This is a genomic window from Acidipila sp. EB88 (assembly GCF_003858395.1).
GTDB lineage: Bacteria > Acidobacteriota > Terriglobia > Terriglobales > Acidobacteriaceae > EB88.
The window spans coordinates 1,998,735-2,024,351 of sequence record NZ_QWEV01000005.1 but is presented as its reverse complement, the minus strand read 5'-3'; the positions used below and the strand labels follow the sequence as shown (position 1 = coordinate 2,024,351).

22 protein-coding genes and 1 pseudogene are annotated in these 25,617 nt (G+C 63.2%); 12 read left to right on the top strand and 11 right to left on the bottom strand.

The features are described from left to right. The first annotated feature begins 516 nt into the window (after positions 1-516). The gene (locus D1Y84_RS09080; RefSeq protein WP_158615403.1) at positions 517-2,625 is read left to right on the top strand and encodes a bifunctional diguanylate cyclase/phosphodiesterase; all 2,109 of its coding nucleotides are present in this window, start codon (positions 517-519) and stop codon (positions 2,623-2,625) included. A gap of 416 nt (positions 2,626-3,041) precedes the next feature. Here D1Y84_RS09080 and ruvB read toward each other — a convergent pair whose 3' ends face one another. Further along, on the bottom strand, positions 3,042-4,073 hold the full coding sequence (gene ruvB, locus D1Y84_RS09075) for a Holliday junction branch migration DNA helicase RuvB (protein ID WP_124848226.1): 1,032 nt from the start codon (positions 4,071-4,073) through the stop codon (positions 3,042-3,044). A 295-nt stretch (positions 4,074-4,368) separates the two neighbouring features. On the opposite strand from ruvB, the gene greB reads away from it, so the two are divergent. The 3 genes from greB to D1Y84_RS17910 all read left to right on the top strand — a co-directional run bounded on the left by greB (position 4,369) and on the right by D1Y84_RS17910 (position 6,045). Continuing rightward, on the top strand, positions 4,369-4,956 hold the full coding sequence (greB, locus tag D1Y84_RS09070; RefSeq protein WP_124848225.1) for a transcription elongation factor GreB: 588 nt from the start codon (positions 4,369-4,371) through the stop codon (positions 4,954-4,956). A 520-nt stretch (positions 4,957-5,476) separates the two neighbouring features. Next, positions 5,477-5,875, top strand: a complete 399-nt coding sequence (locus D1Y84_RS09065; protein WP_124848224.1) for a hypothetical protein — start codon at positions 5,477-5,479, stop codon at positions 5,873-5,875. Continuing rightward, positions 5,872-6,045, top strand: a complete 174-nt coding sequence (locus D1Y84_RS17910; RefSeq protein ID WP_158615402.1) for a hypothetical protein — start codon at positions 5,872-5,874, stop codon at positions 6,043-6,045. The genes D1Y84_RS09065 and D1Y84_RS17910 overlap by 4 nt, the downstream gene beginning before the upstream one ends. A 150-nt stretch (positions 6,046-6,195) precedes the next feature. Here D1Y84_RS17910 and D1Y84_RS09060 read toward each other — a convergent pair whose 3' ends face one another. From D1Y84_RS09060 to pheS, 7 genes are all read right to left on the bottom strand, one after another. Then, on the bottom strand, positions 6,196-8,673 hold the full coding sequence (locus D1Y84_RS09060) for a cation-translocating P-type ATPase (protein ID WP_158615401.1): 2,478 nt from the start codon (positions 8,671-8,673) through the stop codon (positions 6,196-6,198). After that, the gene (locus D1Y84_RS09055; protein ID WP_233581299.1) at positions 8,660-8,887 is read right to left on the bottom strand and encodes a heavy-metal-associated domain-containing protein; all 228 of its coding nucleotides are present in this window, start codon (positions 8,885-8,887) and stop codon (positions 8,660-8,662) included. Before D1Y84_RS09055 ends, D1Y84_RS09060 begins: the two co-directional genes overlap by 14 nt. A 31-nt stretch (positions 8,888-8,918) precedes the next feature. Next, the gene (locus D1Y84_RS09050) at positions 8,919-9,806 is read right to left on the bottom strand and encodes a hypothetical protein (RefSeq protein WP_124848222.1); all 888 of its coding nucleotides are present in this window, start codon (positions 9,804-9,806) and stop codon (positions 8,919-8,921) included. An 81-nt stretch (positions 9,807-9,887) separates the two neighbouring features. After that, positions 9,888-12,320: a phenylalanine--tRNA ligase subunit beta gene (locus tag D1Y84_RS09045; protein WP_124848221.1), complete on the bottom strand. Its 2,433-nt coding sequence runs from the start codon at positions 12,318-12,320 to the stop codon at positions 9,888-9,890. 147 nt (positions 12,321-12,467) lie between these two features. After that, positions 12,468-12,791, bottom strand: coding sequence for a transcriptional regulator (locus tag D1Y84_RS09040; RefSeq protein WP_124848220.1), 324 nt, complete (start codon positions 12,789-12,791; stop codon positions 12,468-12,470). A 3-nt stretch (positions 12,792-12,794) separates the two neighbouring features. Further along, positions 12,795-13,115 (bottom strand): type II toxin-antitoxin system RelE/ParE family toxin, encoded by a 321-nt coding sequence (locus tag D1Y84_RS09035; protein ID WP_124848219.1) that lies wholly within the window; start codon positions 13,113-13,115, stop codon positions 12,795-12,797. Positions 13,116-13,227: 112 nt separating this feature from the next. Continuing rightward, positions 13,228-14,487 (bottom strand): phenylalanine--tRNA ligase subunit alpha, encoded by a 1,260-nt coding sequence (gene pheS / locus D1Y84_RS09030; RefSeq protein WP_233581298.1) that lies wholly within the window; start codon positions 14,485-14,487, stop codon positions 13,228-13,230. 54 nt (positions 14,488-14,541) lie between these two features. Between pheS and rpsU the strand changes: the two genes are divergently transcribed. Beyond that, the gene (rpsU, locus tag D1Y84_RS09025; RefSeq protein WP_117299977.1) at positions 14,542-14,739 is read left to right on the top strand and encodes a 30S ribosomal protein S21; all 198 of its coding nucleotides are present in this window, start codon (positions 14,542-14,544) and stop codon (positions 14,737-14,739) included. Positions 14,740-15,005: 266 nt separating this feature from the next. Here the strand turns inward: rpsU and D1Y84_RS09020 are convergent, their stop codons facing one another. The 3 genes from D1Y84_RS09020 to D1Y84_RS09010 all read right to left on the bottom strand — a co-directional run bounded on the left by D1Y84_RS09020 (position 15,006) and on the right by D1Y84_RS09010 (position 20,681). After that, positions 15,006-16,094: a hypothetical protein gene (locus D1Y84_RS09020; protein ID WP_124848218.1), complete on the bottom strand. Its 1,089-nt coding sequence runs from the start codon at positions 16,092-16,094 to the stop codon at positions 15,006-15,008. A gap of 336 nt (positions 16,095-16,430) precedes the next feature. Next, positions 16,431-19,916: a TonB-dependent receptor domain-containing protein gene (locus D1Y84_RS09015; protein WP_255424342.1), complete on the bottom strand. Its 3,486-nt coding sequence runs from the start codon at positions 19,914-19,916 to the stop codon at positions 16,431-16,433. A 252-nt stretch (positions 19,917-20,168) separates the two neighbouring features. After that, positions 20,169-20,681, bottom strand: a complete 513-nt coding sequence (locus tag D1Y84_RS09010; RefSeq protein WP_124848216.1) for a response regulator — start codon at positions 20,679-20,681, stop codon at positions 20,169-20,171. 101 nt (positions 20,682-20,782) lie between these two features. On the opposite strand from D1Y84_RS09010, the gene D1Y84_RS09005 reads away from it, so the two are divergent. The 7 genes and pseudogenes from D1Y84_RS09005 (at position 20,783) to D1Y84_RS08975 (ending at position 25,591) form a co-directional block, all read left to right on the top strand. Next, positions 20,783-22,366 carry a MiaB/RimO family radical SAM methylthiotransferase gene (locus tag D1Y84_RS09005; RefSeq protein WP_124848215.1) on the top strand — a complete coding sequence of 528 codons (1,584 nt, stop codon included), beginning with the start codon at positions 20,783-20,785 and terminating at the stop codon, positions 22,364-22,366. Positions 22,367-22,408: 42 nt separating this feature from the next. Continuing rightward, a pseudogene (gene infC / locus D1Y84_RS09000) lies at positions 22,409-22,972 on the top strand (translation initiation factor IF-3); the annotation flags it as partial. A gap of 375 nt (positions 22,973-23,347) precedes the next feature. After that, positions 23,348-23,683: a hypothetical protein gene (locus D1Y84_RS08995; protein WP_124848213.1), complete on the top strand. Its 336-nt coding sequence runs from the start codon at positions 23,348-23,350 to the stop codon at positions 23,681-23,683. A gap of 143 nt (positions 23,684-23,826) precedes the next feature. Continuing rightward, complete coding sequence (gene rpmI, locus D1Y84_RS08990) at positions 23,827-24,024, top strand: 50S ribosomal protein L35 (RefSeq protein ID WP_124848212.1); 198 nt, start codon at positions 23,827-23,829, stop codon at positions 24,022-24,024. Between the two features lie 162 nt (positions 24,025-24,186). Beyond that, the gene (gene rplT / locus D1Y84_RS08985) at positions 24,187-24,558 is read left to right on the top strand and encodes a 50S ribosomal protein L20 (protein ID WP_124848211.1); all 372 of its coding nucleotides are present in this window, start codon (positions 24,187-24,189) and stop codon (positions 24,556-24,558) included. Between the two features lie 164 nt (positions 24,559-24,722). Further along, positions 24,723-25,166, top strand: coding sequence for a PA2169 family four-helix-bundle protein (locus tag D1Y84_RS08980; RefSeq protein WP_199726380.1), 444 nt, complete (start codon positions 24,723-24,725; stop codon positions 25,164-25,166). 86 nt (positions 25,167-25,252) lie between these two features. Next, entirely contained in the window at positions 25,253-25,591 is a 339-nt protein-coding gene (locus tag D1Y84_RS08975) for a hypothetical protein (protein ID WP_124848209.1), read from the top strand. Positions 25,592-25,617: the final 26 nt, after the last annotated feature.

The following is a 25,617-nucleotide window of genomic DNA, read 5'->3' as shown; positions in this document are numbered from 1 at the left end:
CATAAACATTGGCTTGTCCACTCATAAAGAGACGGCAGGCGGAGTCGGCAATAGGCAGATTCCAGGCGGCGGGGCTGTTCCGATTCGAAAGCGCTCCCAAAATGAACCTTGCGGTACGGCGGTAAGCAGGCAAACCTGTCCCCGCACCCTGCTGAAGCCGATAAGGTCGCAGGCAAGGAGCGCGAGGATGAAGCCGGTATTTCTTTCAGAGCAGTGGCAACGATGCCCAGGGCCTGTGCCACAGGCCGGCGCAGGTACCGGGGTGGGGACCAGCGGTGCGCGGACACTGCCGCGGCGGCGGATGGTGTGCGTATGCGGCTGAGCCTGAAGAAAACCGCAGCCACGCCCAGGAGCAGGAACACCGCAGGGCCCGGCAGCCCGGGGTTTGTGGCTGAGCCCCAGGAAGAGCTTGTTTTTGATCGGGGGATCGGCAGGTTTTCCCGGCGACTTTTCGAGCGCATTTCGCCGAGACCAGCAAAGGCGAGACCGCCGGAAGAGGATGCTGAAGGCAAGCCTGTGGACAGCGGGGGCAGCAGCGCGCTTCCCATCCGCGAAGCCGCAGCGCACGCCAAAGACGAGGCGGTGCAACGGGTGATGCGCGAGTTTGATTTCGCTATCTCCCGCCGAACGGATCGCGCTTTTGCCTTACTGATGGCGGCGCAGTGGCTGTTCGGCATTGTGATCGCGGTCTGGGTGACGCCGCGCACCTGGATGGGCGCGCAGGTTGCGCCGGCGCAGGCGCTGGAGATTGCAGTCCTTGGCGGCGGGGCGATCTCGCTGGCGGCAATCCTGCTGGCGTGGAAGTACCCGGGAACGAGACTGTCCCGCCACGTGATCGCCGTATGTCAACTGCTGTACTCATCGCTGCTGATCTTTCTGACCGGTGGGCGCATCGAGACACACTTCCATATCTTCGGCTCGCTTGCTTTCCTGGCGTTTTACCTGGACTGGATGGTGCTGCTGACCGGATCGCTGGTGGCGTTTCTAGATCACGTGCTGCGAAACATGTATGCACCCTGCACCTTGTTCGGGATGCACCACCACATGGCGCCATACCGGTGGCTGGAGCACACGGGCTGGATTGTTTTCTGCGATGTGTTCCTGATCGGTTCGTGTTTAAGCCGCGTGCGCAAGATGACGGTGATCGCGCGTCAGCAGGTGGAACAGGGGACGCTGCTTCACCAGGCGTACACTGACTCGCTGACTCAACTGCCCAACCGGCTGCGGTTTCAGATGGAAGTGGAACGGCGGCTGAACCCGCAGGAGGGAGAGCCGCAGCCGTTTTCGATCCTGTACATCGACCTGGACCGGTTCAAGGAAGTGAATGACACGCTGGGCCATGCTGCGGGCGACCAATTGCTGGTCGGGGCTTCCGAGCGGCTCCGCGACAGCCTGGTCCCGCAGGCACTGCTCGCACGCATTGGTGGGGATGAGTTTGTGGCCGTGCTGCCGGGTGTGGCGGAAGAAGCAACGCTGGTGGCCATGGCCCAGGAGCTGATCACCGCCCTGATGCTGCCGATTGAGATTGCCGGGACTGCGGTGCAGCTTGGCGCGAGCATAGGCATCTCGCAGTTTCCCAAAGACGGCAGCAGCGAAGAGGAACTGTTGCACAAGGCCGACAGCGCGATGTACGCGGTGAAGCGGCAGGGGCGTCGCGGGTACGCCTTTTACAAGTCGTCCACCACTCCTGAAGATGAACAGGGCGTCGAGGAGCAACAGGCGCTCGAAAGCGCCATGGTCAACCACGAGTTCGAGATGCACTACCAGCCGCTGGTCGATGCCGCGGGCAACGTGGATGGAGTGGAAGCGTTGATGCGATGGAACAGTCCCACGCGCGGGATGGTCCCGCCGATGGACTTCATCCCAAGCGCCGAACGAACCGGGCACATCGTGGCGCTGGGGCAGATCGCGCTGGAGCAGGTGTGCGCGCAGATTGCAGCATGGCAGAGCGAGTCGATCCCATTCGGCAAGGTGGCGGTCAACCTGTCGCCGCGGCAGCTTGAGCATCCTTCTTTCCTGCGGGACCTGGATGCGGCGGTGCTTCGCCACGGCATCCGGAGCACGTGGCTCTGCTTCGAGATCACGGAGACCGCCTTCGCGGTCAGCCCGCGACTGGTGGAAGAGCAGATGCGTGCGCTGCAGCATCGCGGGATCCAGGTGTCGCTCGATGATTTCGGCACCGGCTACTCCTCGCTGGGCCGCCTGGAAGAGCTGCGGTTCGACGTGCTCAAGATTGACCGCATGTTTGTGAGCAGAATGCGGGAGGGTTCAACCGGCTATCGGGTCGTGGAGACGATCATCCGCATCGCGCACCTGCTGGGGATGTCGGTTGTGGCAGAAGGGGTGGAAACGGCGGAGCAGCAGCGCCTGCTGGAGCGGCTGGGCTGCAACGCGATGCAGGGCTACTACTTCTCGCGGCCGATGGCAGTGGCTGTCACCACGGAATACCTGAAGCAGGCGGCCCTGTGTGGAGAGGCGTCGGTTCGCGCAAGCAATGGGCAGCGCTCATGCCTGCCTGCACCGGGCGATGGCGGGGAGAGTTGCGGCGCGAAGAGCGATGAAGAGGCGTCGGAACTTGGGCACGGGGCGCTGGCTGCGGTGCTTGCAATGCCGGTGACGCCCTAGCGCGCTAACTGCGGGCTCGAAGGTGCGCTGATCGTAAAGCATCTCCGGAGAGTAGAGCGCCCTTGCGCGGAGTGGATCGACGACTCGCATGCCACCGGACCGGCCGTGTAGAGATGTGGTCAGGCACGCGCTACCGCTGTTGCAGACGTGTCCGCGTCGCATGGCACAAGCAGCTTAGGAACTGTGCAGTGGATTGCGCCGACGCAGTTTTAGGCGAGGAGCGCGTTGGAGAGACACTCGCCGGGGCGACAAACAAGCGGTTCGACCAGGCGGCGCACACTGTCTCGCAATCCGGCCGCTGTCGCTCTCATGTACCTGTTCGTGCGCAATCTCCGGTCGGGCCCTGTGAGCAGTCGCGCACGTTCGCCGATGCTGGTCCCCCCGCCGAAATGCAATCGCAAGAGTCTGCGGCTCCTTTAGAAAAGCCCGGCTTGCTTGACGGGTGGCACGAGTCCGAAATGTTCGTAGGCGAGGCGCGTCGCCATGCGCCCACGCGGGGTGCGGTCCAGAAAGCCGATCTGGATCAGGAACGGCTCGTAGATCTCTTCGAGCGCGTCCTGCTCCTCCGAAAGGCTGGCAGCCAGCGTGTTCAGGCCGACCGGGCCGCCCGCGTACTTTTCGATGATGGTGAGCAGCAGGCGCCGGTCGAGTTCATCGAAGCCGTGGGCATCGACCTCGAGCATTTCCAGCGCGTGCATGGCGGTAGGGCGGTCGATGGTGCCTGTGCCACGCACCTGGGCGTAATCGCGCACGCGGCGCAGCAAGCGGTTTGCGATACGCGGCGTGCCACGCGAGCGCATGGCGATCTCGGCGGCTCCGTCGGCGTCGATCGGCACGCCGAGCACTTCGGCGGAGCGCTCGACCACAAAGCGCAGTTCGTCATCGGTGTAGTACTCCAGCCGCAGCAGGATGCCGAAGCGGGAGCGCAACGGGGAGGACAGCAGACCGGGCCTCGTGGTGGCACCCACAAAGGTAAAGGGCTTGATGTCCATGACATGGGTGCGCGCGCCGGGCCCCTGGCCGATGATGATGTCGAGCTTGTAGTCCTCCAGCGCGGTGTAGAGCTTTTCCTCGAGCACCGGCTGGAGGCGGTGGATCTCGTCCAGAAACAGCACCTGTCGCTCGCGCACATTGGTGAGGATGGCGGTGAGGTCGCCCTGGATCTGGAGCGCGGGCCCGGAGGTCTGCTGGAAGCCCACATCGAGCTCGTTGGCCAGGATGGAAGCAAGGGTGGTTTTGCCAAGGCCCGGCGGCCCATGGAGCAGCACGTGGTCGAGCGCTTCGCCGCGGGCGCGGGCTGCTGCGAGCGCAATTTCAAGCTGCAGCTTCGCCTTGGACTGGCCGATGAACTCGCGAAGGAGCCGGGGGCGCAGCTTGAGTTCAAAAGAGCTCTCGTCTTCTGCCCGCGCGGCAGAGACCAAGCGATCCGGGTTGTCGCCGTAAACCATCTCGTCCAGTCTACTTGCGCCGCGCCGGCTGGAGTCGCTGTTGCAGACCCGACTCCAGGGGAAGGGCTGAGGAAGTCAACAGGTGAGCGGCGCGAACCAGGCTGGCGCTGCGCCGGTTTCGGCAGGCGCTCCGGGAGGGAGTTGCGTGCCGCAGGCGCGGACCGGGCTCGACCTCTCCCCGGTGCTGCCTGTGCCTGCATTTGCAGCCGCAAGTTGGCATGGACTGCTTCCAAGCGCGTCCATACTAGGATCGGGAGAGGCTGATAGCTCCGTCGCGCAAGGAGAGGGCTGCAGGATGCGAAAAGGGTTTACAAGACGACCAAAGGCCGAGGAACCCGCAGCGAATCACGGCACGAACTACATCACCCCGGGCGGGCTCGAGCGCCTGAAGGATGAGCGCCACTTTTTGCTCACCAAGGATCGCCCTGCCGTGGTCGAGGTGGTGGCATGGGCTGCCGGCAATGGTGACCGCAGTGAGAATGCCGACTACCAGTACGGCAAGCGAAGACTGCGCCAGATCGATGGGCGAATCCGCTTCTTGACCAAGCGGATCGAAGCCGCGGAACTCGTAGATCCGGAAGCGCCGAGAACGGGCCAGCGAGCAGTGAGGGCATTCTTTGGAGCCACGGTGCGCTATGCGAATGCCGCGGGGCAAGAGCGCACGGCAAGCATTGTCGGCACAGACGAAGTCGATCTCGACCGCAACCAGATTAGTTGGGCTTCGCCGCTGGGGCGCGCCTTGATGAAGTCCGCGGAAGGGGATGACGTGGTGCTTCATGCGCCGGGCGGCACGGAAACCCTGACCGTGCTGGAGGTGCGGTACGGTCGCATCCCGGTAGAACCGTTCCGCGAACCAGCCGGGCCCGAAGCTGCGACTCCGTGAGTTGCTCGTTGAGCTGCCACACTTGGGCACTACGGACTTGGGACGGCCGGAGAGAGGCGAGTTTGCATATGCGTGCCTCGAGACATGCGTCCAGATACGCGCGTCTAGCTATGCCCCTGATTCGGTCGATCCGGTTTGTTGCAAACGATTGTTTGCGGCAAGGGCAAAAATAGCGGACCTAGATAGTCTCGCCAGGCCCCGTCGCCTTGAAGCACTTCCCATCGCCTTGAAGCACTTCCCATCGCAATGGCGTTCTGAGCGCAACAAGAGCCTCGTCTTGCCTCCGCGCTGCATCAGGCTGCATCATCCCCGCATGGTGGCCGCCACAGAGTACTCAGCAATGCGTCGGGAGTTGCCGCATGAGGACACTGATAAAGTACGCTCCCGAACCGGCTCACCGAAGGTTTTGGGCTTCCCAAGTACCACTCGCAACGAACCTGGCGGCGCATAATCAGGCGCGGACTTTCGGGAGTGGTTTTCAGCATCGCAATCGCGAACTTGTTTCCACTTAGGGTGGACGATGTTGCTTGCGTTTCCCTTTGTGTTCGGGGTGCTTGCGGTAGCCCCTGAAGCGGCCCGGGAGGCCGGGGCAGCGAAGAGCCAGCAGCAAACACAAGGCACGATCACCCCCTATGACCAGTCAGGCCACACCCAATGTAGCTATGCCTTTGAAATCTCGGAGAAGAGTTACAACGGGAAGCATTCTGCGGGCACCCCCGGCGTGGTCGTCGACGTCCATGTACCTGTCTTCTACGACTCGCAAGACCCGTCGGTGAACGCTCTTGAAGATAGCTCGGTGGCGAGTCGCAAGGATTGGAGCTTCTCTTCTTACCTCTTTTTTGTCGTCGGCATCTTCCCGGGGGTCATCGTTTCTTCAAAGGCAGGTCGTACGATCCAGCAGGAACGCAAAGCTGGATGAAGACGATAACTGACAGGAAGCTGACAGGGACGCGCCTGCCGCTGCTCTCCTGGCTGCGGGAAGAAGTATTACTGGTGACAGGAGAGAAACTCCGTCCTACCGTTGGCCCGCATCGTGGCGGCACCAACGCCCACGCAAGAACGCACCTCTCCCGGATGTTTGCGGATTAGCTTGCATGGGTGGATGCTTTTCTGCTCACACGCGGCGCCAGCAGCGATGCAAGCCAGTCCAGCCATGCCGCGAATGCTTATGTAACCGTTACTGTTTTGTTCATAAGGTGGAGGGCCTGTGCTTCTACGCGGGCCCGGCAGCGCGGGCGTTCAAGCCGCGCTGCGCAGACGCAGGCTGTTGAGCACGACGCTGAGGGAGCTTGCGGCCATGGCTGCGCTGGCCAGCACGGGGCTTAACAGCACGTGCAACGTCGGGTAAAGGACGCCTGCTGCCAGCGGCACTGCCAGCAGGTTGTAGCCGAGCGCCCAGCCGAAGTTCTGTCGCATGATGCGGCCGGTCGCGCCGGCGAGGCGAAGGGCCTGGGGGATGCCGCCAAGGTCCGCGCGGAGCAGGGTGATGTCGCTTGCGTGCACGGCGATCTCGGTGCCGCCGGCCATGGCCATGCCGACCTCAGCCTGCGCCAGCGCCGGCGCATCGTTGATGCCGTCGCCCACCATCAGGACCTTTCTGCCCTGTTCCTGCAGGCGGCGCACGACGTCGAGCTTGCCCGCGGGCAGGACGCCTGCAATGACCGCGTCCGCGGGGATGCCAACAAGCGCGGCAATTGCCTGGGCGGATGACTCGATGTCGCCGCTCAGCAGGACCACGCGGAGCCCGCGCGCCTGCAGGGCGGCCACCGCTGCCTTGCTGCCGGAACGCACGGTGTCGCTGGCACCGAGCAGGGCGGCGGCGACGCCATCGAGCGCCACCCACAGTGGAGTACTGCCGTCGGAGGCGAGTCGGAGGGCAAGCTGGACCAGTGCCGGCGGAAGGGCGATGCCTTCCCTTTCGAGCAGCGCGGCGCTGCCGGCCAGCACATGCTGTGCGCCCACCTGCGCCTCGGCGCCAAATCCGCTATGCGCCTGGAAACCGGTGACGGTATCGGCGGAGAGCTGCCCTTCGTGCTGCCCCGGAAGCGGCCTACGTGGCGTTGCCGGCTTGAACACCCCGGTCCCAAGACGAGCCTCCGCGACGCGCACCACGGCGCCGGCCAGCGGATGCTCGCTGGCGGCTTCGAGCGCGGCAGCCGCGCGTAGCACCGCAGCCTCGTCAAAGCCAGGAGCCACGGTGAAGGAGCCGATTGATGGCCGTCCCTCGGTCAGGGTGCCGGTCTTGTCGAGCAGGACCGTGTCCACGAGCCGCAGCTGCTCCAGTGCCTCGGCCGAGCGAAACAGCAGGCCCATGCGCGCGCCGCGGCCGGTCGCGACCATGAGCGCCGCGGGTACGGCCAGACCCATCGCGCAGGGGCAGGCGATCACCAGCACCGCGACGGTGGCGGCGAATGCGTGGGGCAGCGAGGCAGCGCCACCCAGCCACAGCCACGCTGCGAAGGTAGCCCCGGCGATACCGACGATGACCGGGACGAACACGCGGCTGACCCGATCGGCGAGTTGCTGCATGGGGGCATGTGTGCCCTGCGCCTCGCGCAGAAGCTTGTGGATCTCGGCCAGTGTGCCCTGGCCTGCGCGCCGCAGCACCCGCATGCGCAGGGCGCCGCTGGTGTTGACGGTGCCGCCGGTGAGCCGGTCGCCTGCCGCCTTGTCGACCGGCATGGGCTCCCCCGTGAGCATGGATTCGTCCACGGCGGAGGCTCCGTCGACCACTTCGCCATCGACGGGGATGCGACCGCCGGGGCGCACCAGCACGAGATCGCCCGGGGCCAGCGCTTCGAGTGCGACGTCCGCGAGCGAGCCATCTGGTTCGACGCGGACAGCTACGCGCGGAGCCAACGCCAGCAGCCCGTGCAGGGCGCTCACGGTCTGTCGCTTGGCGCGTGCTTCAAGCACGTTGCCGAGCAGCACAAAGCCCAGGATCAGCAGCGCCGCGTCGTAGTAGACGTCAAGTGGCACGCCGTGCGCGGTGAACCAGCGGGGCCACAGCGTCACGGCAGAGGAGTAGCCGAAGGCAGCGCCGGTACCCAGGGCGACCAGGGTGCTCATGTCCGCGTTGCCATGCCGGAGCCCTGCCCAGGCCTTGCGGAAGAACCGGCGGCCGGCCGTGGCGAGCAGTGCGGCGGTGACGAGCAGCAGCACCGCGCGCAGTTGCTGCGCGGGAACGGAAAACAACCAGGGGAGCAGGCGCTGCGTGGCGGAGTTGATCGCGTCCATCGTGGAGGACGCGCTGATGGACAGCGCGAAGGCGAACCAGCCGGGCGAAGCCACGACCTTTTGGAATGGCGGGTGCGCGCCCATGAGCGGGATAGACACGAGCATGCTGGCGCAGCCGCAGGCCAGAGTGGCCACGGCTTGCCACCGCAAAAGGCGGTAGGCGGTCTGTTCCTGCTGCTCGGCTCGCGCCCGCTGGTCGAAAGCGCCAAGGGTTTCGCTGGAATCCGCGGAGCTATCCTCCGAGGGGGAGGCGGCAGGTGGTTCCGCGTCGTAACCGCTTGCGCGGACGGTTGCGATCAGGTCGTCAATGGACGTGTTGCCGGCGTCGAAGGCCACCGTTGCTTCGTGCAGAAGCAGGTTCACATTGGCCTGCAGCACGCCGGGCTGTTGTTGCAGGCGCCGCTCGACAAAACCCTGGCAGGCGGCGCAGCTCATCCCCTTCACCGCGAAGGTGACGGAGACCGGCTCAGCTGGAGGCATGAAGATCCGTGACATTGAAGCCGGCAGAGGCGATCGCCCCCCGGATCTCCTCGTCACACGCGGGCTCGGCCAGCACGCGCGCCTCGCCGATCTTTACCGACTCCACGCGCACGCCGGGAAGGCTGCCAAGGGCCTGGGTGACGCGACGCACGCAGGCGTCGCAGTGCATGCCATCGATCGCAAGCACCTGCACTTTGAATTCACTGGTTTCCATGAGGTGTTCTCCCCTCTGTAAGACGCTAGCATCATGAGCCCGGGTAGCGCGTGCATGCAAGTACCAACTGCAGCAGGCAGGCGGAAGCCGAAATCAGCACCCAGAGATGCCGGTGCCGGCTCTCGAGGCCATCGGCAACCACGCCGGCTATGAACAACAGCGGGTACGGCAGGAGCCACAATGGTTGCGCGGCGAAGTACGCCACCCCGAGCAACACCACAGAGGCTGCCAGCGGCGCGGTGTTGCCGAAGTAGCGAGAACGGCGTGAGACAGCCCAGAGAGCCGTCGAGGCAGCAAGCGCCAGCAGGGTGCCGGCACTGTGGAGCAGCCAGGGCCGCTGCGCAGGTGTCCAGACAATCGGTTGCGCATGCAGGAGCCCGGCGGGTGCAAGCGTGCGCAGGGCGCAGGCAAGCGCAGCCACGCCGATCCACAAGGCAAACAATGCGGGAAGCAGCGACCGGCGACCCTCCGCAAGGTACAGCATGCTGCATAGCGCCAGCGCCAGCCCCACGGCGCAGGCAAGCGGCGAGGCGGCCGCGGTAAAGGCAGCCAGCAGGGCCATGAGCACGATGCGCTTAGGCCACTTGCGGCGCGGACCCTGCAGGGCATGCGCGACGCCGATCGCGGTATAGAGCATGGCGAACAGGCCCAGCGCGGCATAGGGAGACGAGCCGGCGAAGACGAGGCGCGGCGCGGCGGCGTACAGCAGCAGCGCCACCGCAGCACCTGCCCCGCCGACTTGCCGCTTGCAGACCCACCAGAGCGAGCCGCCCAGCAGCAGGCTTGCCACCATGGCTGCGAGAGAGGCGAGCAGTGCCGTGCCGCCCTGGGCATAGGGCGCGCGCGCCAGCAGCCGCGTGGCCAGCAGGAGCAGCAGCAGCAGGCCTGCCGCCTGCGAACGTACTGGGGCTCTATGCACGCCGCGGTCCCGGGCGTGCAAGCGGGGCGTAGCTATGCGGCACTGCGTTCGATCTGCCCACCCGGTGCCCGGCTGCGCGGGTCATCCGGCGGGCTGCAGCGAGCGCAGGCGTCCGCCCACGGAGGCGATCGCGTCCTGCACCTGCTGGGAGCCGCGCTGCAGATCCTCGTCGCGCAGGGTGCGCTCGGCAGACTGAAACGTGGTGCGCAGCAGCAGCGAGTACTCTGCTGGGGCGCCCGGGGCGGCGGCGGGCTGCTCGCGGATCTCGGCCGGCTCGAACGACTGGAGATCGGGGATGCGCAGAGCCCGAACCGCCTCGGCGATGGCGCCGTACTCGACGGTCGCGGGGAGCAGAAAGGAGAAGTCGCGGCGCACGGGCTGGAAGCGCGAAAGCTCGCGCGGCATGGGGTGGCGCAGGCCGAGTTGCAGCAGGCGGTCGATGCGGAGTTCGCCAAGCACGACTGTGTGCTTGAGTTTGCGGGCGGCGGCTTCATCCGGGTGCAGCTGGCCAAAGAACCCGATGGTCGAGCCGTCGACAACCAGGCGCGCCGAGCGGCCAGGGTGCAGCCACGCCGGCAGGAGGCCGGACTCGGGCGGAAAGCGGTCGAAGTAGACGAGGCGGGTGGTGAACTGCGCGGCCAGGGCTTCCACGATGCCCTTGGCGGTATAGAAGTCGACGGGCTGGTTGTGGAGTGTGCCGATCGCGCCAAAGGCAAGCGAGGGGCGCTCGGCGACGCGGTCCGTAGGCTGGTCGGTTGCCGTCGCGGCCGTGCCGGTGAACACGGTGCCGAGTTCGAAGAGGGCGGCGTGCTCGACGCCGCGATGGAGGTTGTGGGCCAGCATGGTGAGCATGCCGGGCACGAGCGAAGGGCGCAGCATGCCGGCTTCTTCGCTGAGCGGGTTCTCCATGGGGACGGCGGTGTTGGGCTGTGCCGCGAACACCCCTGCGTCCTGCGCCGAGACAAAGGTGCTGGAGATGGCCTCGGACCAGCCGGCGCCGAGCAGGGTTTTGCGGAGAACGCGGAAAGCAGGGGCCGACGGGAGTTCGCGGACCGAGCCGGTGAACGCCGGGAGCGTGTTGAGGAAGCGGTTATAGCCGTGCACCCGGGCAATCTCTTCAAGGAGGTCGATTTCGCGTTCGAGGTCGAGCCGCCAGGAGGGCAGGGTGACCTGGAACCGTTCGACCTGGAACTGTTCTGGAGTAGACCGGACGGCGGGTGTTTCGTGGGCGGGGTCGGCAACCTCCAGCGCGCGGGCCGGGTTGGGCGACGGCACGAACACAGCGGGATCGGAGGCTGATTTCGCGGCTGCGTGCGGCCGGTCGCCGTGGCCCGGCAGTTCGCTCGCTTGCGTGGGCAAGGCCGTGTCCGCAGGCTCGTCGCCCAGGGGCAACGTGGGCTCAAAGCGGGACAAAACGGCTGGCACCGGCACCAGCATCGGCGCGGTGTGTGTGCCTTCGCTGGCCGGGGCGCCCGGCTGTTCCAGGGAGGATGGAGCAGCGGTGACCTCGCAGCCCAGGCCGGAAAGGATGGTGTGCACGGCGGCGGCAGGGATGCCCATGGGGTCGTCCGTGGGGCCAAGGATGCGGCGCACTTCGCGCATCTGCAGCGATACCGCGGCGCGCGACGCGGTACGGGCCAGCGCTGCCGGCTGCTGGATGTCGACGAACGGGCCATGGATTGCGCCGCCGGACTGGAGCAGGATGCGGCTGACCATTGCCGAGGCGGCAGGGGCAGCGTTGAAGTCCGCGCCGCGCTCGAAGCGGTGTGAAGCGTCGGTATGGAGGCCGTGCCGCTTGGAGGAGCGGCGGACTGACGCGGGGTCGAACCAGGCGGCTTCGACCAGCACGTTGCGGGTCGCGGGGGTAATCATGGAGTCCCAGCCGCCCATGACGCCGGCGATGCCGAGGGCTTTTTCTTCGTCGGCGATAACCAGATCGTCGGGATCGAGCGTGCGCTCGACACCGTCGAGCGTCCGGAGGCGCTCACCCTTATGTGCGCGGCGCACCACGATGCCGCCCTGAAGGGTGTCGAGGTCGAAGGCGTGCGTGGGCTGGCCGATCGCCTGGGTGACGTAGTTGGTGGCATCGACCGCGTTTGAGATCTGCTTCTGCTCAAGCAGGCGGAAGCGCCGGGCGACCTCGCCGGTGGAGGGCGCGATGGTGATGCCGCGGAGCACGCGCGCGGTGAAGCGGCCGCAGAGCTCCGGCGCTTCCACGCGCACGGGGAACGCTTCGCCGGGCAGCTCAGCCGGCAGGGTGAGATCGAGCGGCGCAAGCGGGATGCCATAGATCACGGCAGCCTCGCGCGCGATGCCGTAGTGGTTCATGGCGTCGACGCGGTTGGTGGTGATGTCCATCTCGAACAGCGAGCCGGCGTCAGCCCCGTGCTGCGGGGTGAGGTCGAAGACACCTTCCACCGCGATGCCGCGCAGGGTGAGATCTTCGGCGAGCTGCGCGTCGGTGGCAGTGAGGCCGGGGAGGTAGGAGCGGAGCCAGGTGGTGAGGATTTTCATAGAGTCCGATCTGTTGGTGGACGGAGGGCCCGCACTCGGAGGGCAATCGCAGCAAGAAGGCTGAACAGAAACACGTCGACCACGCCGCCAGCGCGGGCACTGGGAAGTGTTTTCGGCGTGAGCTCGTGAAATGGAAGGCTTGTTCGCTCAGGCGGCGCTCCGGTCTACGACTTCGAGCCGGGTGCCGTCTATCTTTTGCAAGTAAGCAACAATCTCAAACAGGTTCTTCGCCTGCGGATTGCCTGCCTCGGAGAACATGCGCATCAGGGCTTTTGGTGAGCGATCCAGGGCGGTTCCAAGCTGCACGAAACCCACTGTGCCGTTGATGTACTGGCGCAGCACAGACTTGCCGGTGTCCACGTCACCGGCAAGCATGGCACCGATTGCCTCGCGCAACAGAGCCCGGCGGAAATCGGGGCTGCTTTCCAGGTCGGCTTTGACTGTCTCCTTGAAGCTTCTCGTCAGTGGCATGTGCTATTCCCCTTTGCGCTGCCTGTATTCGCGCCAGAGTGCCTGCGCTCGTTCAATGTCGGCGGACTGTCGGCGCTTGGTGCCCCCAGCCAGCAATATCACCAGCGCGCCGCCATCCCGTGCGAAGTACACCCGGTAACCTGGGCCGAACGCCAGGCGCAGTTCCTGCACTCCTTCACCGACACCCTTGGCCGGAAGCGCGTTGCGGCTGAGGCGATCAAGTGCCACGGCGATGCGTGCGCGGACGGCCGGCTCGAGTGCGCTGTACCAGCGCCCAAAAGCGCTCCGGCCGCGTACATCGACATACTCAAGGAGCTCAACCACGCGTCATGGTACCACTAAAGATACCATTGCGATTCACGCGGTGATGGTACTGCAACGCAGAGCAGTACGCGCGTAGTGCAGCCGCGCTTCGCCCCCGGATCATATCGCCACGTTACCGAAACTGCTCCAGGAACCGCGCATCGCCGCCGTACAGCAAACCGATATCCGTGATGCCGTACTTCATCATGGCGATGCGATCGACGCCCATGCCGAAGGCGAAGCCCGAGATCTTCGCCGGGTCGTACGCGGGCTGCTTGCCCTGCACCGAGCGGAAGACCTCCGGGTGGACCATGCCGCAGCCCAGCAGCTCGATCCAGCCAGAGTGCTTGCACTTGCGGCAGCCCTTGCCACCGCAAAATGGGCAGGAGATCTGCACGTCGGCGCTCGGCTCGGTGAACGGAAAGAACGACGGGAAGAAGCGCGTGCGCACGGAGGGGCCGAAGAACTCGCGCATGGCGTGGTCGAGCGTGCCCTTGAGGTCGGCAAAGGTGATGTTGGTGTCCACGCACAGGCCCTCGATCTGGTGAAAGACCGGGGAGTGCGTCGCGTCGGACTCGTCGTTGCGGTGCACCTTGCCGGGGATCACGAGGCGGATGGGCGGCGGCTGCTGTTCCATGGAGCGGATCTGCACGGGCGAGGTGTGGGTGCGCATGAGCAGGCGCTCGCGGCCGGGTTTGCGCTCCTGGTTGGCGATCACGAGGGTGTCCTGGGTGTCGCGCGCGGGATGGCCGGGCGGGAAGTTGAGCGCTTCGAAGTTGTAGAAGTCGGTCTCGACCTCGGGGCCGACGCCGACCGAGTAGCCCATGCGCTCGAAGACCGCGATCATTTCGTGCATGGTCTTGATGAGCGGGTGCTCGGCGCCGAGGCGCGCCTGGGTGCCGGGCAGGGTGATGTCGATGGACTCGGCGGCCAGCGACGTGGCGCTGCCGCGGCTTTCGGCCAGGGTCAGCGCGCTTTCTATCGCGGTCTTGAGTTCGTTGAAGCGCTGACCGACCGAGCGCTTGGCATCAGAGGGAGCAGCCTTGAGCCAGGCTTCAGAGAGCGCCTTGAGACGGCCCTGCTTGCGGCCCAGCCACTCCAGACGAAACTGCTCCGCGGCGTCCGCGCCATGGAGGCGGCTGGCAGCGCTCTCAACTTCCCCGTGGAGCGTTTGGAACGCCTGCTCCAGTGCCTGTGGGGAGAAATCCGTTGGGCGCAGGGGCTGTCCCTGGGGATTTGCGGGGGTTCCGACGCTTGTGGGGTGTGCCGTGCCGGGCTGGGCGACCTCGTTCATACAGGCCAGAATAGCGCACAACGGCGGCCCGACAGAGGGTGGACGCAGCGAGGCCTTGTTGCCGCCGAAGTGTCGGGTATACTTGGAAGACCTGGTCAACGTGCGATCCACGCACCGGGTGGGCCTGTCAGGCAGGAATTGGGGTGTATTGATTTGGCAGAGGTTCGCGTGCAGGAAGGCGAGCCGCTTGAAAATGCCCTTCGTCGCTTTAAGCGCAAGGTGCAGACCGAGGACATCATTAAGGAAGTGAAGCGTCACAGCTTCTACCTGAAACCCGGTGAGAAGCGCCGCGTGAAAGAAGCGCTGGCGCGCAAGCGGAACCGCAAGAAGGCAAGAAAAGAACAGGACTAGTTTCCTGGTTCACAGCAAAGGCCCGGCGCAAGCCGGGCCTTTGCTGTGTCCTTGAGGCAGGAGCTGACCTGACTTCAGAAGTAAAAAGCAGAAGTGTCGACGTCTTAGGCTTCGCTGACCACTGCCTGCACTCCGCTGGTCATGATCCGAGACCAGAATTCTCTGAGTTCAGAGGAGTCGTGTGCCCTTTTTCCTAAGCTGTTACGGCTGTACACATAGTGCCCGCTTGGTTGCGCGGGAAATGATAACGACTGTTGCCTCGCGGATCACCGGCCGCCAGATGGCACAGTGGTTGGATCGCTTAGCACAGCTGGGTCGGAGAGAGGGACAGATGCACCGGCAGGGCGGATAAAGCTGCCGGCTCGGCCGTCAGAAACCTCGATCGCCACTGGGCCCATGGGAAAGTCAGCGCCACGTGGGAAGTACAGAATGTAGCGATCGCGCAGGAGGTCTATAAAGCGAGCCATGGTTTTAGGCAGCTGTGTCGCCCCGGAGCGAAGGACCATGCCTCCCGTAAGCTCGGTGACTACAGGCAGGTAGGATTGGATGACAGTGCTGCCGAAGAACCCATCTAGGCCCTCAAGCCCGAGCGGAAAATTCGATTCATGGACGCTGCCGCCAGGCAGCGCAGTGTGCTGATCGACCAGCCCGAAGAGGGTCACACTGTGATAGTTGGCGTACCGGCGGAGGTCGGGCCAGCGCACCGAGCTGCCACTGTCGTAACCATCGGTAAGTGCAAGCAGTACAGGACGATGGCCCGGAGGAGCGGTGATCTCCTGGCTAACGACGACCAGGGCATCCCACAGATGGACCGGTTGTGCACAGGGTGTAAGAAGGCCGGAACCACTCTCGGCCCGGTCAAGGACGTTCCGCAGGGCGATCGTAAGAGCTTGCGGATCAGGTACAGGCGAGACGACTCTGGTCCGCCAGAGCTTGCAGCCCATGCCGTAGAAGACGACACGATCCTGAGGCTGCAGCAATGGATAGATGGCCGAGATCGCCTCGTCCAGGCCGTGGAGAAAGCTGGATCGGTTTCGTGCTACGTCGATAAAAATGCCGAGTGTGATGGGATCGGCGCCTTCGCGCCGCACATAGCGCGGATGGATGATCGGACTCCCGTTAAGGCGAACACCAAACTTCTCAGGCCCGATAGGCGGTAGCGCTTTGTGTGCGCGGCTGAGCACGAGAACCGGGAGTTCGATCAGGTTGGTATAGGCATGGAGCGTAAGGGGAAGCGAGACCGCGTCCGGCGGTGGGGGAGGTACAGGAGCGGAGAGTTTAGTGGCGGACGCGTTCTGGTCAGGTTGCGAGCCAAGCGGATTGCTGCTTTGTGCCGCGAGTACAAATGAAGTCATCAGCGGGACGAGCGCGAACAGGATCAGCAGTTCCTGTCTGAGCCGGAATCTCTGACGCAGGCACGATGCTCCCGGTGCGCTTCCTTTACCGGAACTGCGGGCAGAAGCCTGCAGCGCTGTGTACAGAGATGCAATGCAGGCAGTTACTCCTGCAACTCCGAGGTAGTCCCCGCACATCATTCTGGCCCCACCTTAGCTGGGCAGAGCGAGCTTAGCAGATCGCCAGCTCATTTAACAGAAAGGCCGACGCTTGGCATTGCATCTTGCTCTTTGCGACTATGGCAGACGCAAAAAGGGACGGCCAAGGCCGCCCCCTTTTCTCCAGGCCACACCTTCTTAGAAGATGATCTTGCCACCGAACTGCAGAGTACGGTTGGTACCAGTGTTGTAGTACGTCTGCTGGAAGGAAGGATCTTCAATCTCGGGATCCGGCGTGCCGTAGAACTGCTGGTTCAGGACGTTCAGGGCCGTGAACTGCAGCTGAAGCGAAACATTCTCACGAATGGGTGTGGTCTTGAAGAGGCTCACATCAAGATCGCTGAAGTGTGTAGCTCGCAAGGTGCTGCGGCTAACACCGGCGAAGGGGTTTGTGGAACCAATGGCTGCAATGTCCGACTGGTCGTTGTGCAGCCAGCGAACCGCCTGCGGGCCGGAGATGGGTGCACCGGTGATGTAGTTGTACCAGCCGACCGGCAGTCCGACAGAGGGTGCATTCGCCGGCGAAAGGTAGTAGCCTACCGTGCCGACTGGCGCACTCGGGTTTGAAACCAACGGGCGGCAGGAATCAATCGAGCTTGAGAAAGCCGCCTGGAAGCCGCTGTCGCAATAGCTCGTCTCGTCGGTGTTCTGGTTGAAATAAAGCTGGTACGGGGTGGCAGGCTGGCCGGAATCAAACTCGTAGATACCGTTCAACTCATATCCACCGAATACCCTGCCGGCCAGGGAGTTGACGTTCTGTTTGTAGAACGGCAGGACATATGTCCCAGCGGCAGAGAACACATGAGGCACAGAGACGCCGCTCTCGCCGCGTTCCGGGATATCTGTCGAAAAGGGGTTCGGAGCGTAGGTTTCACTGTTGCCACCACCAAAGGTGCTGAACACATCCGAGGTGTTGTCGATGGTACGGCTGTAGGTGTAGTTCGCGAATCCGCTGAAACCGTGGAAGTCCTGGAGCTTTGCCTGCAGTTGCAGCCCGTTGTAGATAGAGAACGCGGTGTTGGCGAACTCACGCACAGTAGTCTGATTGCAATTTGGGCGCCCAATCCCAACCGCCGTGGTGTCCTGGCAGAACACGGAAGGAGCAATCGTATTTGGGAAAGCCTGTGCGGTCGCCAGAAGGTTGGGATTGGCGTTCAGAGCCTGAAACTGGTCAATCGAATGGTTGCCGACATAGAGAGCCGAGACCATTGCGTTGCGGCCAACTTGATAGTTCACGCCCAGGTTGAAGTTTTCGGCGTAAGGATTCTTGAAGTCCTTCGGGAAAAATGTCTGGTTGCGCTGGTTCGGGTTGGCGCCGGTCGGGAAAAGCGGCAATGCGAGCGCTCGTGTCGCCGAGCCGAGTGCTCCGGAAGGAGACTGACAGACAACCGTCGTGCCATTGCAATTGATGGTGCCCGCATCCGCTACAGGAGCTTCCTCCGCTGCGTCGATGAACATGTTGTAGAACGCAGGATCGAAGTTGATAGCGAACCCCCCGTGAATCACGAGGTGGCGATTGAAGTCAGGGTTGTAGGCGAAGCCGACACGCGGTTCGAAGTTCTTGTAGTTCGATTCTGTGGACGGGAACGTGCGCTCAGATAACGGCAGCGTCTGATCCCATAAAGCTGTCGCTGGGTTCGATTCCCGGGCCACCGTCTCGCTGTGCAGAAGGTTTCCAGCCTGGCCAAAGTACTCCCAACGAAGACCCATGTTGAGCGTCAGGCTTGGCGTCGCCTTGTAGTCATCCTGAAAATAAAGAGCGTAGTCGCTCTCCTGGAAAGGAATGGTGTAGCTGCCGTTCGTGATGTTCAGCGTCGAGGTGCCGTTGATCACGTCGCCAAAGTTGCCGTAGGTGTAGGTACCGTTGTAATTCGGCAGAAAGCCATTCGGAGAGTTCTGCTTATCGAACTCACCGCCAAACAGGATAGTGTGCTTGCCGGCTGTCCAGGTCGCATTGTCCTGCACCTGGTTGACCTTCACTACGCGTCCCTGCGGGATGTTATCCGCGTAGCCGAGTGTCAGATTGCTGTAGGAGCCATCTCCCAGATTGCCTTGGATAGCGATGGAAGAAGTACAGTCGCCGGGCGTATTGATGGTGCAATTAGAGAGCGCGCCGCTCTGGAAGGTAAGGCTGGTCTGCTGAAAGCTGTACCGGATCTGATCAGACCAGTTCGGCGAGAAAACATGAGTCCAGTCAGCACCGATCGAGTGCGCCGTGTCTGGCACGTTGTACCAGGAACCCGCAGCAATCTGCGCTGCGGTGCCATCAGTGATTGATGGATCGTCCTGGTAGAAGTAGCGAAGGTAAAGATGATCCTTGCTGGTAGGTTGCCAGTCGAGCCTGCCAAGGACCTCCTCATCATTCGTCGATGAAGCAACACTGCGCTCGACGGCCTGGAACGGGATCAAGGCGGACGTGCCGTTCAACGTCACAGTTTCATTAACGACGGGCCCATAGGCTGTTGGATTGCCTGTTGTGACTGCGTACGGCCCCGCGCTCGTAAGCGCCGCTACACCGGGGTTGTTCGGGAAGGCCGCGCTCAAAGCAGCCAGACCGGCAGGATTCGGTGTCAGGTCTGTACCGCTGACAGAGTTTCCACCGCCGAAGTGATTGCGATCGAAGTAGGCACTTCCGAAGAAAAAGAGCCGGTCCTTCAGGATCGGGCCGCCGATGGTGCCCCCAAATTTGTTCTCTACGTCGCGCGGGAGAACTACCGGGGCGCAGCCATCCGTCGCTGCATTCTGCCCAGGGGTGCAATAACCCAACAGGGGGTTCTTTTGACTATTCTCGAGCGACTGCCCGAATGAACCCTGGTAAAACTCGAAAGCTGATCCATGAAATGCGTTCGAACCGGCCTTGGTGATGTAGTTGACGACCGTGCCCATGTTGCGCCCGTACTGCGCGCTGAAGCTGTTGCTGATGACCTGAATTTCCTGGATCGCGTCTTGATTGCCGAAAAATAGTTGCGGGCCGCCGACGGAATTGTCGTTGTTTGCCTGGCCATCAAGTTCGAAATTGTTGGATCGACCACGCTGACCGTTCGCCGAGAAGCTCGCGCCATTGTTGTTCGAGAAGCTGTTGTCGTGTGTCTGTACAACGCCGGGGATTAGCAGGGCGACACGATCGAAGCCATTGTTAAGCGGGAGGTTTTCAAGCTGCTGCGTTGAAAACGTGCTCGAGACTTGAGCCTGGGTCGTATCCATCAAGGCAGTCGCTGCGCTTACCGTAACTTCCTGAGTCGAGCCGCCTGTGGTGAGAGTGGCCTTGCCAAGGTTGAGGGTGTTGCCCGAGGTAATTGCGGCATTCTGCGCGGTGAAGTCACTGAAGCCCGACGCGGAGATCGTGATCGCATACACACCGACCGGCACGTTGGTAAACGTGAAATCGCCATCTCCCTTAGAGATCGTTTCCAGCTTGATGCCCGTTGCAGCGGCAACTGCCGTAACGCGAGCTCCTGGCACGACAGCACCAGACGAATCAGTGACCGCGCCGCTGATTGTTCCAGTCGTGATGCCTTGGCCATACGCGGGAAAGAAGGATGGCAGTGGAGCGGTGGCTGCAAGCAGCAGGCCAGCGCTTACCAACAAAGTCTTAGTGGGGATACGAAGCGGGTTGCTTGGCATGTGTCTCCGGGAAGGCCACCCTGAGCCTGATTGGGCTTGCTCAGGGAGGTGAGCCTGATATGCGGAGAGTTGCTGCAATTTACTGGCCAAACTCGATTTCGAGAGATACTGCCGCATTACTGTTGATGTGGCGGCCCAGGCTACTTTGGGCTCCGTGTACCTGCATCCAGCAATATATGCGCAATAAGATAAATACAAATATTCATAGCAGAAGACCAAGCAGCTTCGAATGCGCCAAGCGCAAAGAGCCAACTAGTCCCGGCTCGGAGCACCTTTAGCTGGACGGGATACCGCAGTGTCCGCGATGCGCCCTGCACCATGTTCAGCGACACCTTCCAGACCATTCTCTGCTCCGCTCATTGTCGCGTTGGCGGCCTTGGCCTTCTTCGCTTCATGGCTGGCGAGCAGCGCTTCGAGCTGGGTAAGCAGATCGTGGGTGTTCATGGGTTTGACCAGCATCTTGTCGGCGCCTTCTTCTTCCCACTCCGAGCCGGGCAGCGGAAAGGCCGTGAGCATGGCGACAGCGGGCTGGTAAGGCGCCTTCTTGGCGGCCTGCACTACTTCCAGGCCGGCTACGTCACTTTCCATGCGCATGTCGGTGATGACCATGTCGTAGGTGTGGGCGCGGATCTTGGAGCGGCCTTCCCGGGCCGAGGCCGCGGTCTCCACGTCGAAGCCGCTGATTTCGAGCACGGCCTTCAGGGTCAGGAGGATGGTCAACTCATCGTCCACAAGCAGTATGCGGCGCTTGGTCTTTGTCTTCATAGGTTTATCCGTTTCGCGGCATGTCACAGCATCCATGAGTTTAGCAGGCACTCTCGCGGGATCCGGCGTGGCGACCATGCCGTGGAACGTACACTCGGGACATGGGCGGCTACGCCATTCACAACTTTGGGTGCCGCGCCAACGCGGCCGATGGAGACGCGATCGCCACCCTGCTGGAGCAGGCGGGAGCCGCGGCGGCCTCCTCGCGCGACACCGCGGGGGTGGTGGTGATCAACACCTGCTCGGTCACGGCCGAGGGCGAACGCAATGCCCGCGCGCTGATTCGCAGGGTGCAGCGGGAAAATGCCGCGACTCGGATCGTGGTCACAGGGTGCTACGCCCAACGCGCGCCCGGAGAACTGGCGGCTCTGCCAGGCGTGTTTGCGGTAGTGGGAAACAGCCACAAGGGCGAGGTGGCGACAGTGGCGCTTGCGGCGCTAGGACGAGCAGATGCCGATCTCACCCTGGAACGGTCTGGCCGAAAGATAAATCCCGTCGATGACCGAAGTCACCCGCTAGCCGATGCAAAACCATATATAGGTCCATCGGTCGGGATAACCGCGAGCACCCTGCCGGGGCTGGAAGTGCCGGGGAGCGACGAGCGGGAGCCGGACGAAGTTGCCCGCGGCTCGAACGGGTTCGTGCCGGTGGAGCGCCTGCTGCAGCCAGTGCATGCGCCATTTGTCATGCGCGCTGTCTCGGCCGAGCGGGCGCCCGGCCCGGAGTTGCCGCTGATCGTTGCCCAGGCCGGGGCGTTTCGCTCGCGACCTGTGCTGAAGGTGCAGGATGGCTGCGGCAACCGGTGCTCGTTTTGCGTGATCCCGGAGACGCGGGGCCCCAGCCGGTCGGTGACGCTCGAGGAGGCGCTCGCGGCCACACGCCGGTTTGCCGAACAGGGCGGGCAGGAGCTGGTGCTTTCGGGCATCAACCTGGGGCGGTGGGGACGCGACCTCGAGAAGCGCCGCAGCCTGCCGGAGCTGGTGCGGGCACTGCTGGAGGAGACGGCGCTGCCGAGTCTGCGCATCTCATCGGTGGAGCCGATGGACTGGGGCAGCGAGCTGCTGGCGCTGTATGCACGCTATGGGCAGTCAGGTGGAGGAAGCCATGCGCGGCTGGCTCCCCATGCACATCTTCCGCTGCAGTCGGGCGCGGACACGGTGCTGCGCCGCATGCACCGACGCTACCGGCCCTGGCATTACGCGGAAAAGGTCCAGCAGCTCCGCGCGCTGCTGCCGGATGCCGCGATCGGCGCGGATGTGATGGTGGGTTTTCCCGGGGAGACCGACGCGCTGTTCGAGGAGAGTCGGGCGTTTATCGCGGCACAGCCGTTTACGTATCTGCACCTGTTCCCTTTTTCACCCCGCCCCAACACGGAGGCGGAGACCTGGCACCGTGCGATGCCGGTCGAGTCTGCCCGGGTACGGCAAAGGATGAAGGCGCTTGAGGATTGGGCGGCCGCGGCCCGGCAGCGATTCGCTGGGCGGTTTGTGGGGCAGGTGCGTACTGCAGTCAGGCTGGAGGGCGGCACGGCGCTAACGGATAACTTCATCCCGGTGACCCTGCCGGGGCCGGCGGTGGCTGGTCAACGCATCGAGGTACGGATCGTATCTATAAAGGATGGCGCGATGCATGGAGTGCAGCACGTCGAAGCGGGACGAGGCGAGCTGCGGGTCGGGCAGGACTGAACCAGTTGGGGATCAGCATCTTGGAACTGAATGGTATGATGGATGCGGGGCAGTACGTCCCGTATCCAACCGGAGGCAGTCATCGATAAACGTTCGGCCAAGCAGTTCATTCGGATCAACGACAAGATCCGTGCGCGCGAAGTGCGCGTGATCGACGAAAACGGCGAGCAGCTCGGGATTCTTGTTCCCTTCGAAGCGCTCAAGCTTGCGCGCGAACGCGGCCTTGACCTGGTCGAAGTATCGCCGAGCGCGGTTCCGCCCGTGTGCCGCATCCAGGATTACGGCAAGTTCCTGTACGAGAAGGACAAGAGCGACCGCGCGGCACGCAAGAAGCAGAAGATCATCGTCATCAAGGAAGTAAAGTTCTCGGTCACGGTGGACGAGCACGATTACCAGACCAAGAAGAACCAGGCGGTCCGCTTTCTGAGTGAAGGCGACAAGGTCAAGGCCAGCCTGCGCTTCCGTGGTCGGCAGATGGCTCATCGTGATCTTGGATATAACATCATCCACCGCCTGATCACCGACATCGGCGACACCGGCACGGTGGAGTTCATGCCGCGCATGGAAGGCACCACTCTGCACGCCATCCTGGCGCCTGGCAAGAAGGTTCAGGCGGAAAAGGAAGCAGCGGCCAAGAAGGCAGCAGCGGCGATGCCGGCTCCCGCGAAGCAGCCCGAAACAGCCGAGCCAGTCGCCAACTAGGGTCTTCGGACCCGGTTTGCAGCCGCGCGGTGCAGCCAAGCCAGCGAGCCACGCTGCACTGCAAGCTGTGCTGCGTGCGCCTGCAGCCTGCATGGCTCGCGCTTAAACCGCACTTCAGGAACAAAGCCTCAAGACAGAGCGTTCAAGTGGCTATCATGCGCAAAGCTCGCTTTGTGCTGCCGCGGCCCTTGTTCTGTGCAATTCCGGGGGCGAACTGCGTTAGACTGAGCGCCTGCTGTATGCGCTGGAGGACTCACCTTGCGGTCGATTGTGATGTTGATGATTGAAACAGAACAGCCCGAAGGATTGTCCGCGCGCAAACTGGTGGTGGAGACGGCGAGGCACAATGTCCTGACCGCCTACAACAGCAAGGAAGGCCTGGACCTCCTGCACCGCTTCCCCAAGGTCGATGCGGTGCTGGTGCATGCTCAGCTGGCCAAGTGTGAAGAGATGATTGCGGAGATCCGTCGCACGCATCCCGAGATGCCGATCATCGTGGCGAGTCCCATGCTGAACGCTCACTATCCGGGGGCAACCTTTGTGATTCCCAGTCACGAGCCCGCTGCGCTGCTCGATGTGTTGAGCAAGGGACTGCACCTTTCCATCAAGAACTAGCGGGGAAGATCAGTACGAGCGGGAAAGGTGGCCTGCGCAGGTGCCGCTCGCCGGCTCCTCGTACGGGTGATCGCTTCGGGATCGCCCAATCGCTGTGTATACTGGCTGATGTTGCACCCAGCACGATTCCAAGCAGGATACCCATGCCAAAACTGAAGACCCACAAGGGCGCCGCGAAGCGCTTCTCGAAGACTGGCACCGGCAAGATCAAGCGCGGCCAGGCCAAGATGCGCCACATCCTGACGTCCAAGGCGACCAAGACCAAGCGCAAGCTGGCACACAGCACGCTGGTTTCGGATGCCGATCACGCCAAGGTCTCCCGGATGATCCCCTACGCCTGAGTCCACCTGCCCCTAGCGGGCAAGTGAGGGAGGCGCCGCGTATGCGCCGACCCCGCGTTCTCCTTTTGAGAGAGCGCGAGAGACACACAGGAAGCAGCGTGTGAAGAGGCAAAACCTGCCTCCAGCCGCGAACACCAAGACGCCTTACAAAAGGAGCACAGTATGCCACGCGTAAAACGTGGAACAAAACGCAACGACCGCCGCAAAAAGATTCTCAAGCGCGCGAGTGGTTATTTCCTCACAAAGTCAAAGCTGTACCAGGCAGCCCAGGAAGCCGTCGAGCGCGGCCTGAAGTTTGCCTACAGCGGCCGCAAGCAGAAGAAGCGGCAATACCGTTCGCTCTGGATCGTGCGCATCAATGCCGCGGCCAAGATCAACGGCATCTCGTATTCGCAGTTGATCCACGGCCTGAAGCTGGCGGCAATCGACCTGGATCGCAAGATCCTGGCGGACATGGCAGTGCGGGATGAGCAGGGCTTTGCCGCGCTGGTTGTGCAGGCGAAGGCAGCTCTCGGCACCAAGACCGCAGCCTAGCTCCACGCTGTTCGACCCAAAAGGCGCGTTCCCGCGAGGGGCGCGCCTTTGCTGTTCATGGCGACAGGTGTGGCTCGGTGCGTAGGTGCGACCAGACCGGGGAGCACGCAGGCGCAACGCCTGCCGGCAGGCTGGCATCTGTGTTGATGAGGTGTTTGACTGGCATGGCAAACGACGACAAGGTAATCAGGAATCTTATTGCGGTGTTGCGGGACGGGGAAAAGGGCTTTGCGGACATCGGCGAGCACCTGAAGCACCCGGAACACAGGTCCTTTTTTCTCGAGGAGTCGCGTGTGCGTGGGGCTTACGCGCTGGATCTGGAGCGTCACGTGAACCGCGTTTCGGATGCCGAGATCCACGAGACGGGTACGGCAGCCGGGGCGCTGCACCGCGCCTGGGGAGACCTGAAGGCGAAGCTGGGCGGCGACGATCATGCGCTGCTTGAGACCGCGGAGCAGGGCGAGGATGCGGCCAAGAAGGCGTACCAGGATGCACTGGCTGATGTGGCGATCTCGGACACGGTGCGTGCGCTGATTGCGCAGCAGTCAGAGCATGTGCAGCGCTCGCACGATCTGGTTCGCGATTTCCGCAACGCCAGCAAGGTCTAACGGCGCCACAACGATGGAATGATGAGCGCGCTTCGGCGCGCTCTCGCCATTTGGGCTCAAGCTTCAGGAGTGAAGGAGTGCTGCACATGCCCGAGTACCAGACGCTGAACGGCAGGGTTGCGACAGAGCAGGAAGCCGAGGCGCAGACGGTGATCTTCTTCGTGCCGGAGCAGCGCAGCGAGCCGTACAGCTTTGCGCATGCGCTGCCGCTGATCGCGCGTATGGCTTTGAGCGATCCCCGCGAGGGCTTCCCCCCGGTTGGTGCGCCGGTCGAGATCATCCAGGCAGAACTTGTAGATGGCAAGGATGTGGTGCTTGGGTTTCTCTACCAGGGTGAGCCAGGCCTGTGCATGCTGCAGGACGTTAACGTGGATGATGGCGTGGATGTGCCTGCAATGAAGGCCGGCGCTGCTCCAGGGAAATAACCGAAACACCTTGCTGCATACTGGTG

Bases quoted from the DNA above. Each gene is read 5' to 3' on its own strand.
- ruvB (WP_124848226.1), bottom strand. From the start codon at position 4,073: ATGGTTTACGGCGACAACCCGGATCGCTTGGTCTCTGCCGCGCGGGCA.
- greB (WP_124848225.1), top strand. From the start codon at position 4,369: ATGCGAAAAGGGTTTACAAGACGACCAAAGGCCGAGGAACCCGCAGCG.
- D1Y84_RS09065 (WP_124848224.1), top strand. From the start codon at position 5,477: ATGTTGCTTGCGTTTCCCTTTGTGTTCGGGGTGCTTGCGGTAGCCCCT.
- D1Y84_RS17910 (WP_158615402.1), top strand. From the start codon at position 5,872: ATGAAGACGATAACTGACAGGAAGCTGACAGGGACGCGCCTGCCGCTG.
- D1Y84_RS09060 (WP_158615401.1), bottom strand. From the start codon at position 8,673: ATGCCTCCAGCTGAGCCGGTCTCCGTCACCTTCGCGGTGAAGGGGATG.
- D1Y84_RS09055 (WP_233581299.1), bottom strand. From the start codon at position 8,887: ATGGAAACCAGTGAATTCAAAGTGCAGGTGCTTGCGATCGATGGCATG.
- D1Y84_RS09045 (WP_124848221.1), bottom strand. From the start codon at position 12,320: ATGAAAATCCTCACCACCTGGCTCCGCTCCTACCTCCCCGGCCTCACT.
- D1Y84_RS09040 (WP_124848220.1), bottom strand. From the start codon at position 12,791: ATGCCACTGACGAGAAGCTTCAAGGAGACAGTCAAAGCCGACCTGGAA.
- D1Y84_RS09020 (WP_124848218.1), bottom strand. From the start codon at position 16,094: ATGACTTCATTTGTACTCGCGGCACAAAGCAGCAATCCGCTTGGCTCG.
- D1Y84_RS09015 (WP_255424342.1), bottom strand. From the start codon at position 19,916: ATGCCAAGCAACCCGCTTCGTATCCCCACTAAGACTTTGTTGGTAAGC.
- D1Y84_RS09010 (WP_124848216.1), bottom strand. From the start codon at position 20,681: ATGAAGACAAAGACCAAGCGCCGCATACTGCTTGTGGACGATGAGTTG.
- D1Y84_RS09005 (WP_124848215.1), top strand. From the start codon at position 20,783: ATGGGCGGCTACGCCATTCACAACTTTGGGTGCCGCGCCAACGCGGCC.
- D1Y84_RS08995 (WP_124848213.1), top strand. From the start codon at position 23,348: ATGATTGAAACAGAACAGCCCGAAGGATTGTCCGCGCGCAAACTGGTG.
- rpmI (WP_124848212.1), top strand. From the start codon at position 23,827: ATGCCAAAACTGAAGACCCACAAGGGCGCCGCGAAGCGCTTCTCGAAG.
- rplT (WP_124848211.1), top strand. From the start codon at position 24,187: ATGCCACGCGTAAAACGTGGAACAAAACGCAACGACCGCCGCAAAAAG.
- D1Y84_RS08980 (WP_199726380.1), top strand. From the start codon at position 24,723: ATGGCAAACGACGACAAGGTAATCAGGAATCTTATTGCGGTGTTGCGG.
- D1Y84_RS08975 (WP_124848209.1), top strand. From the start codon at position 25,253: ATGCCCGAGTACCAGACGCTGAACGGCAGGGTTGCGACAGAGCAGGAA.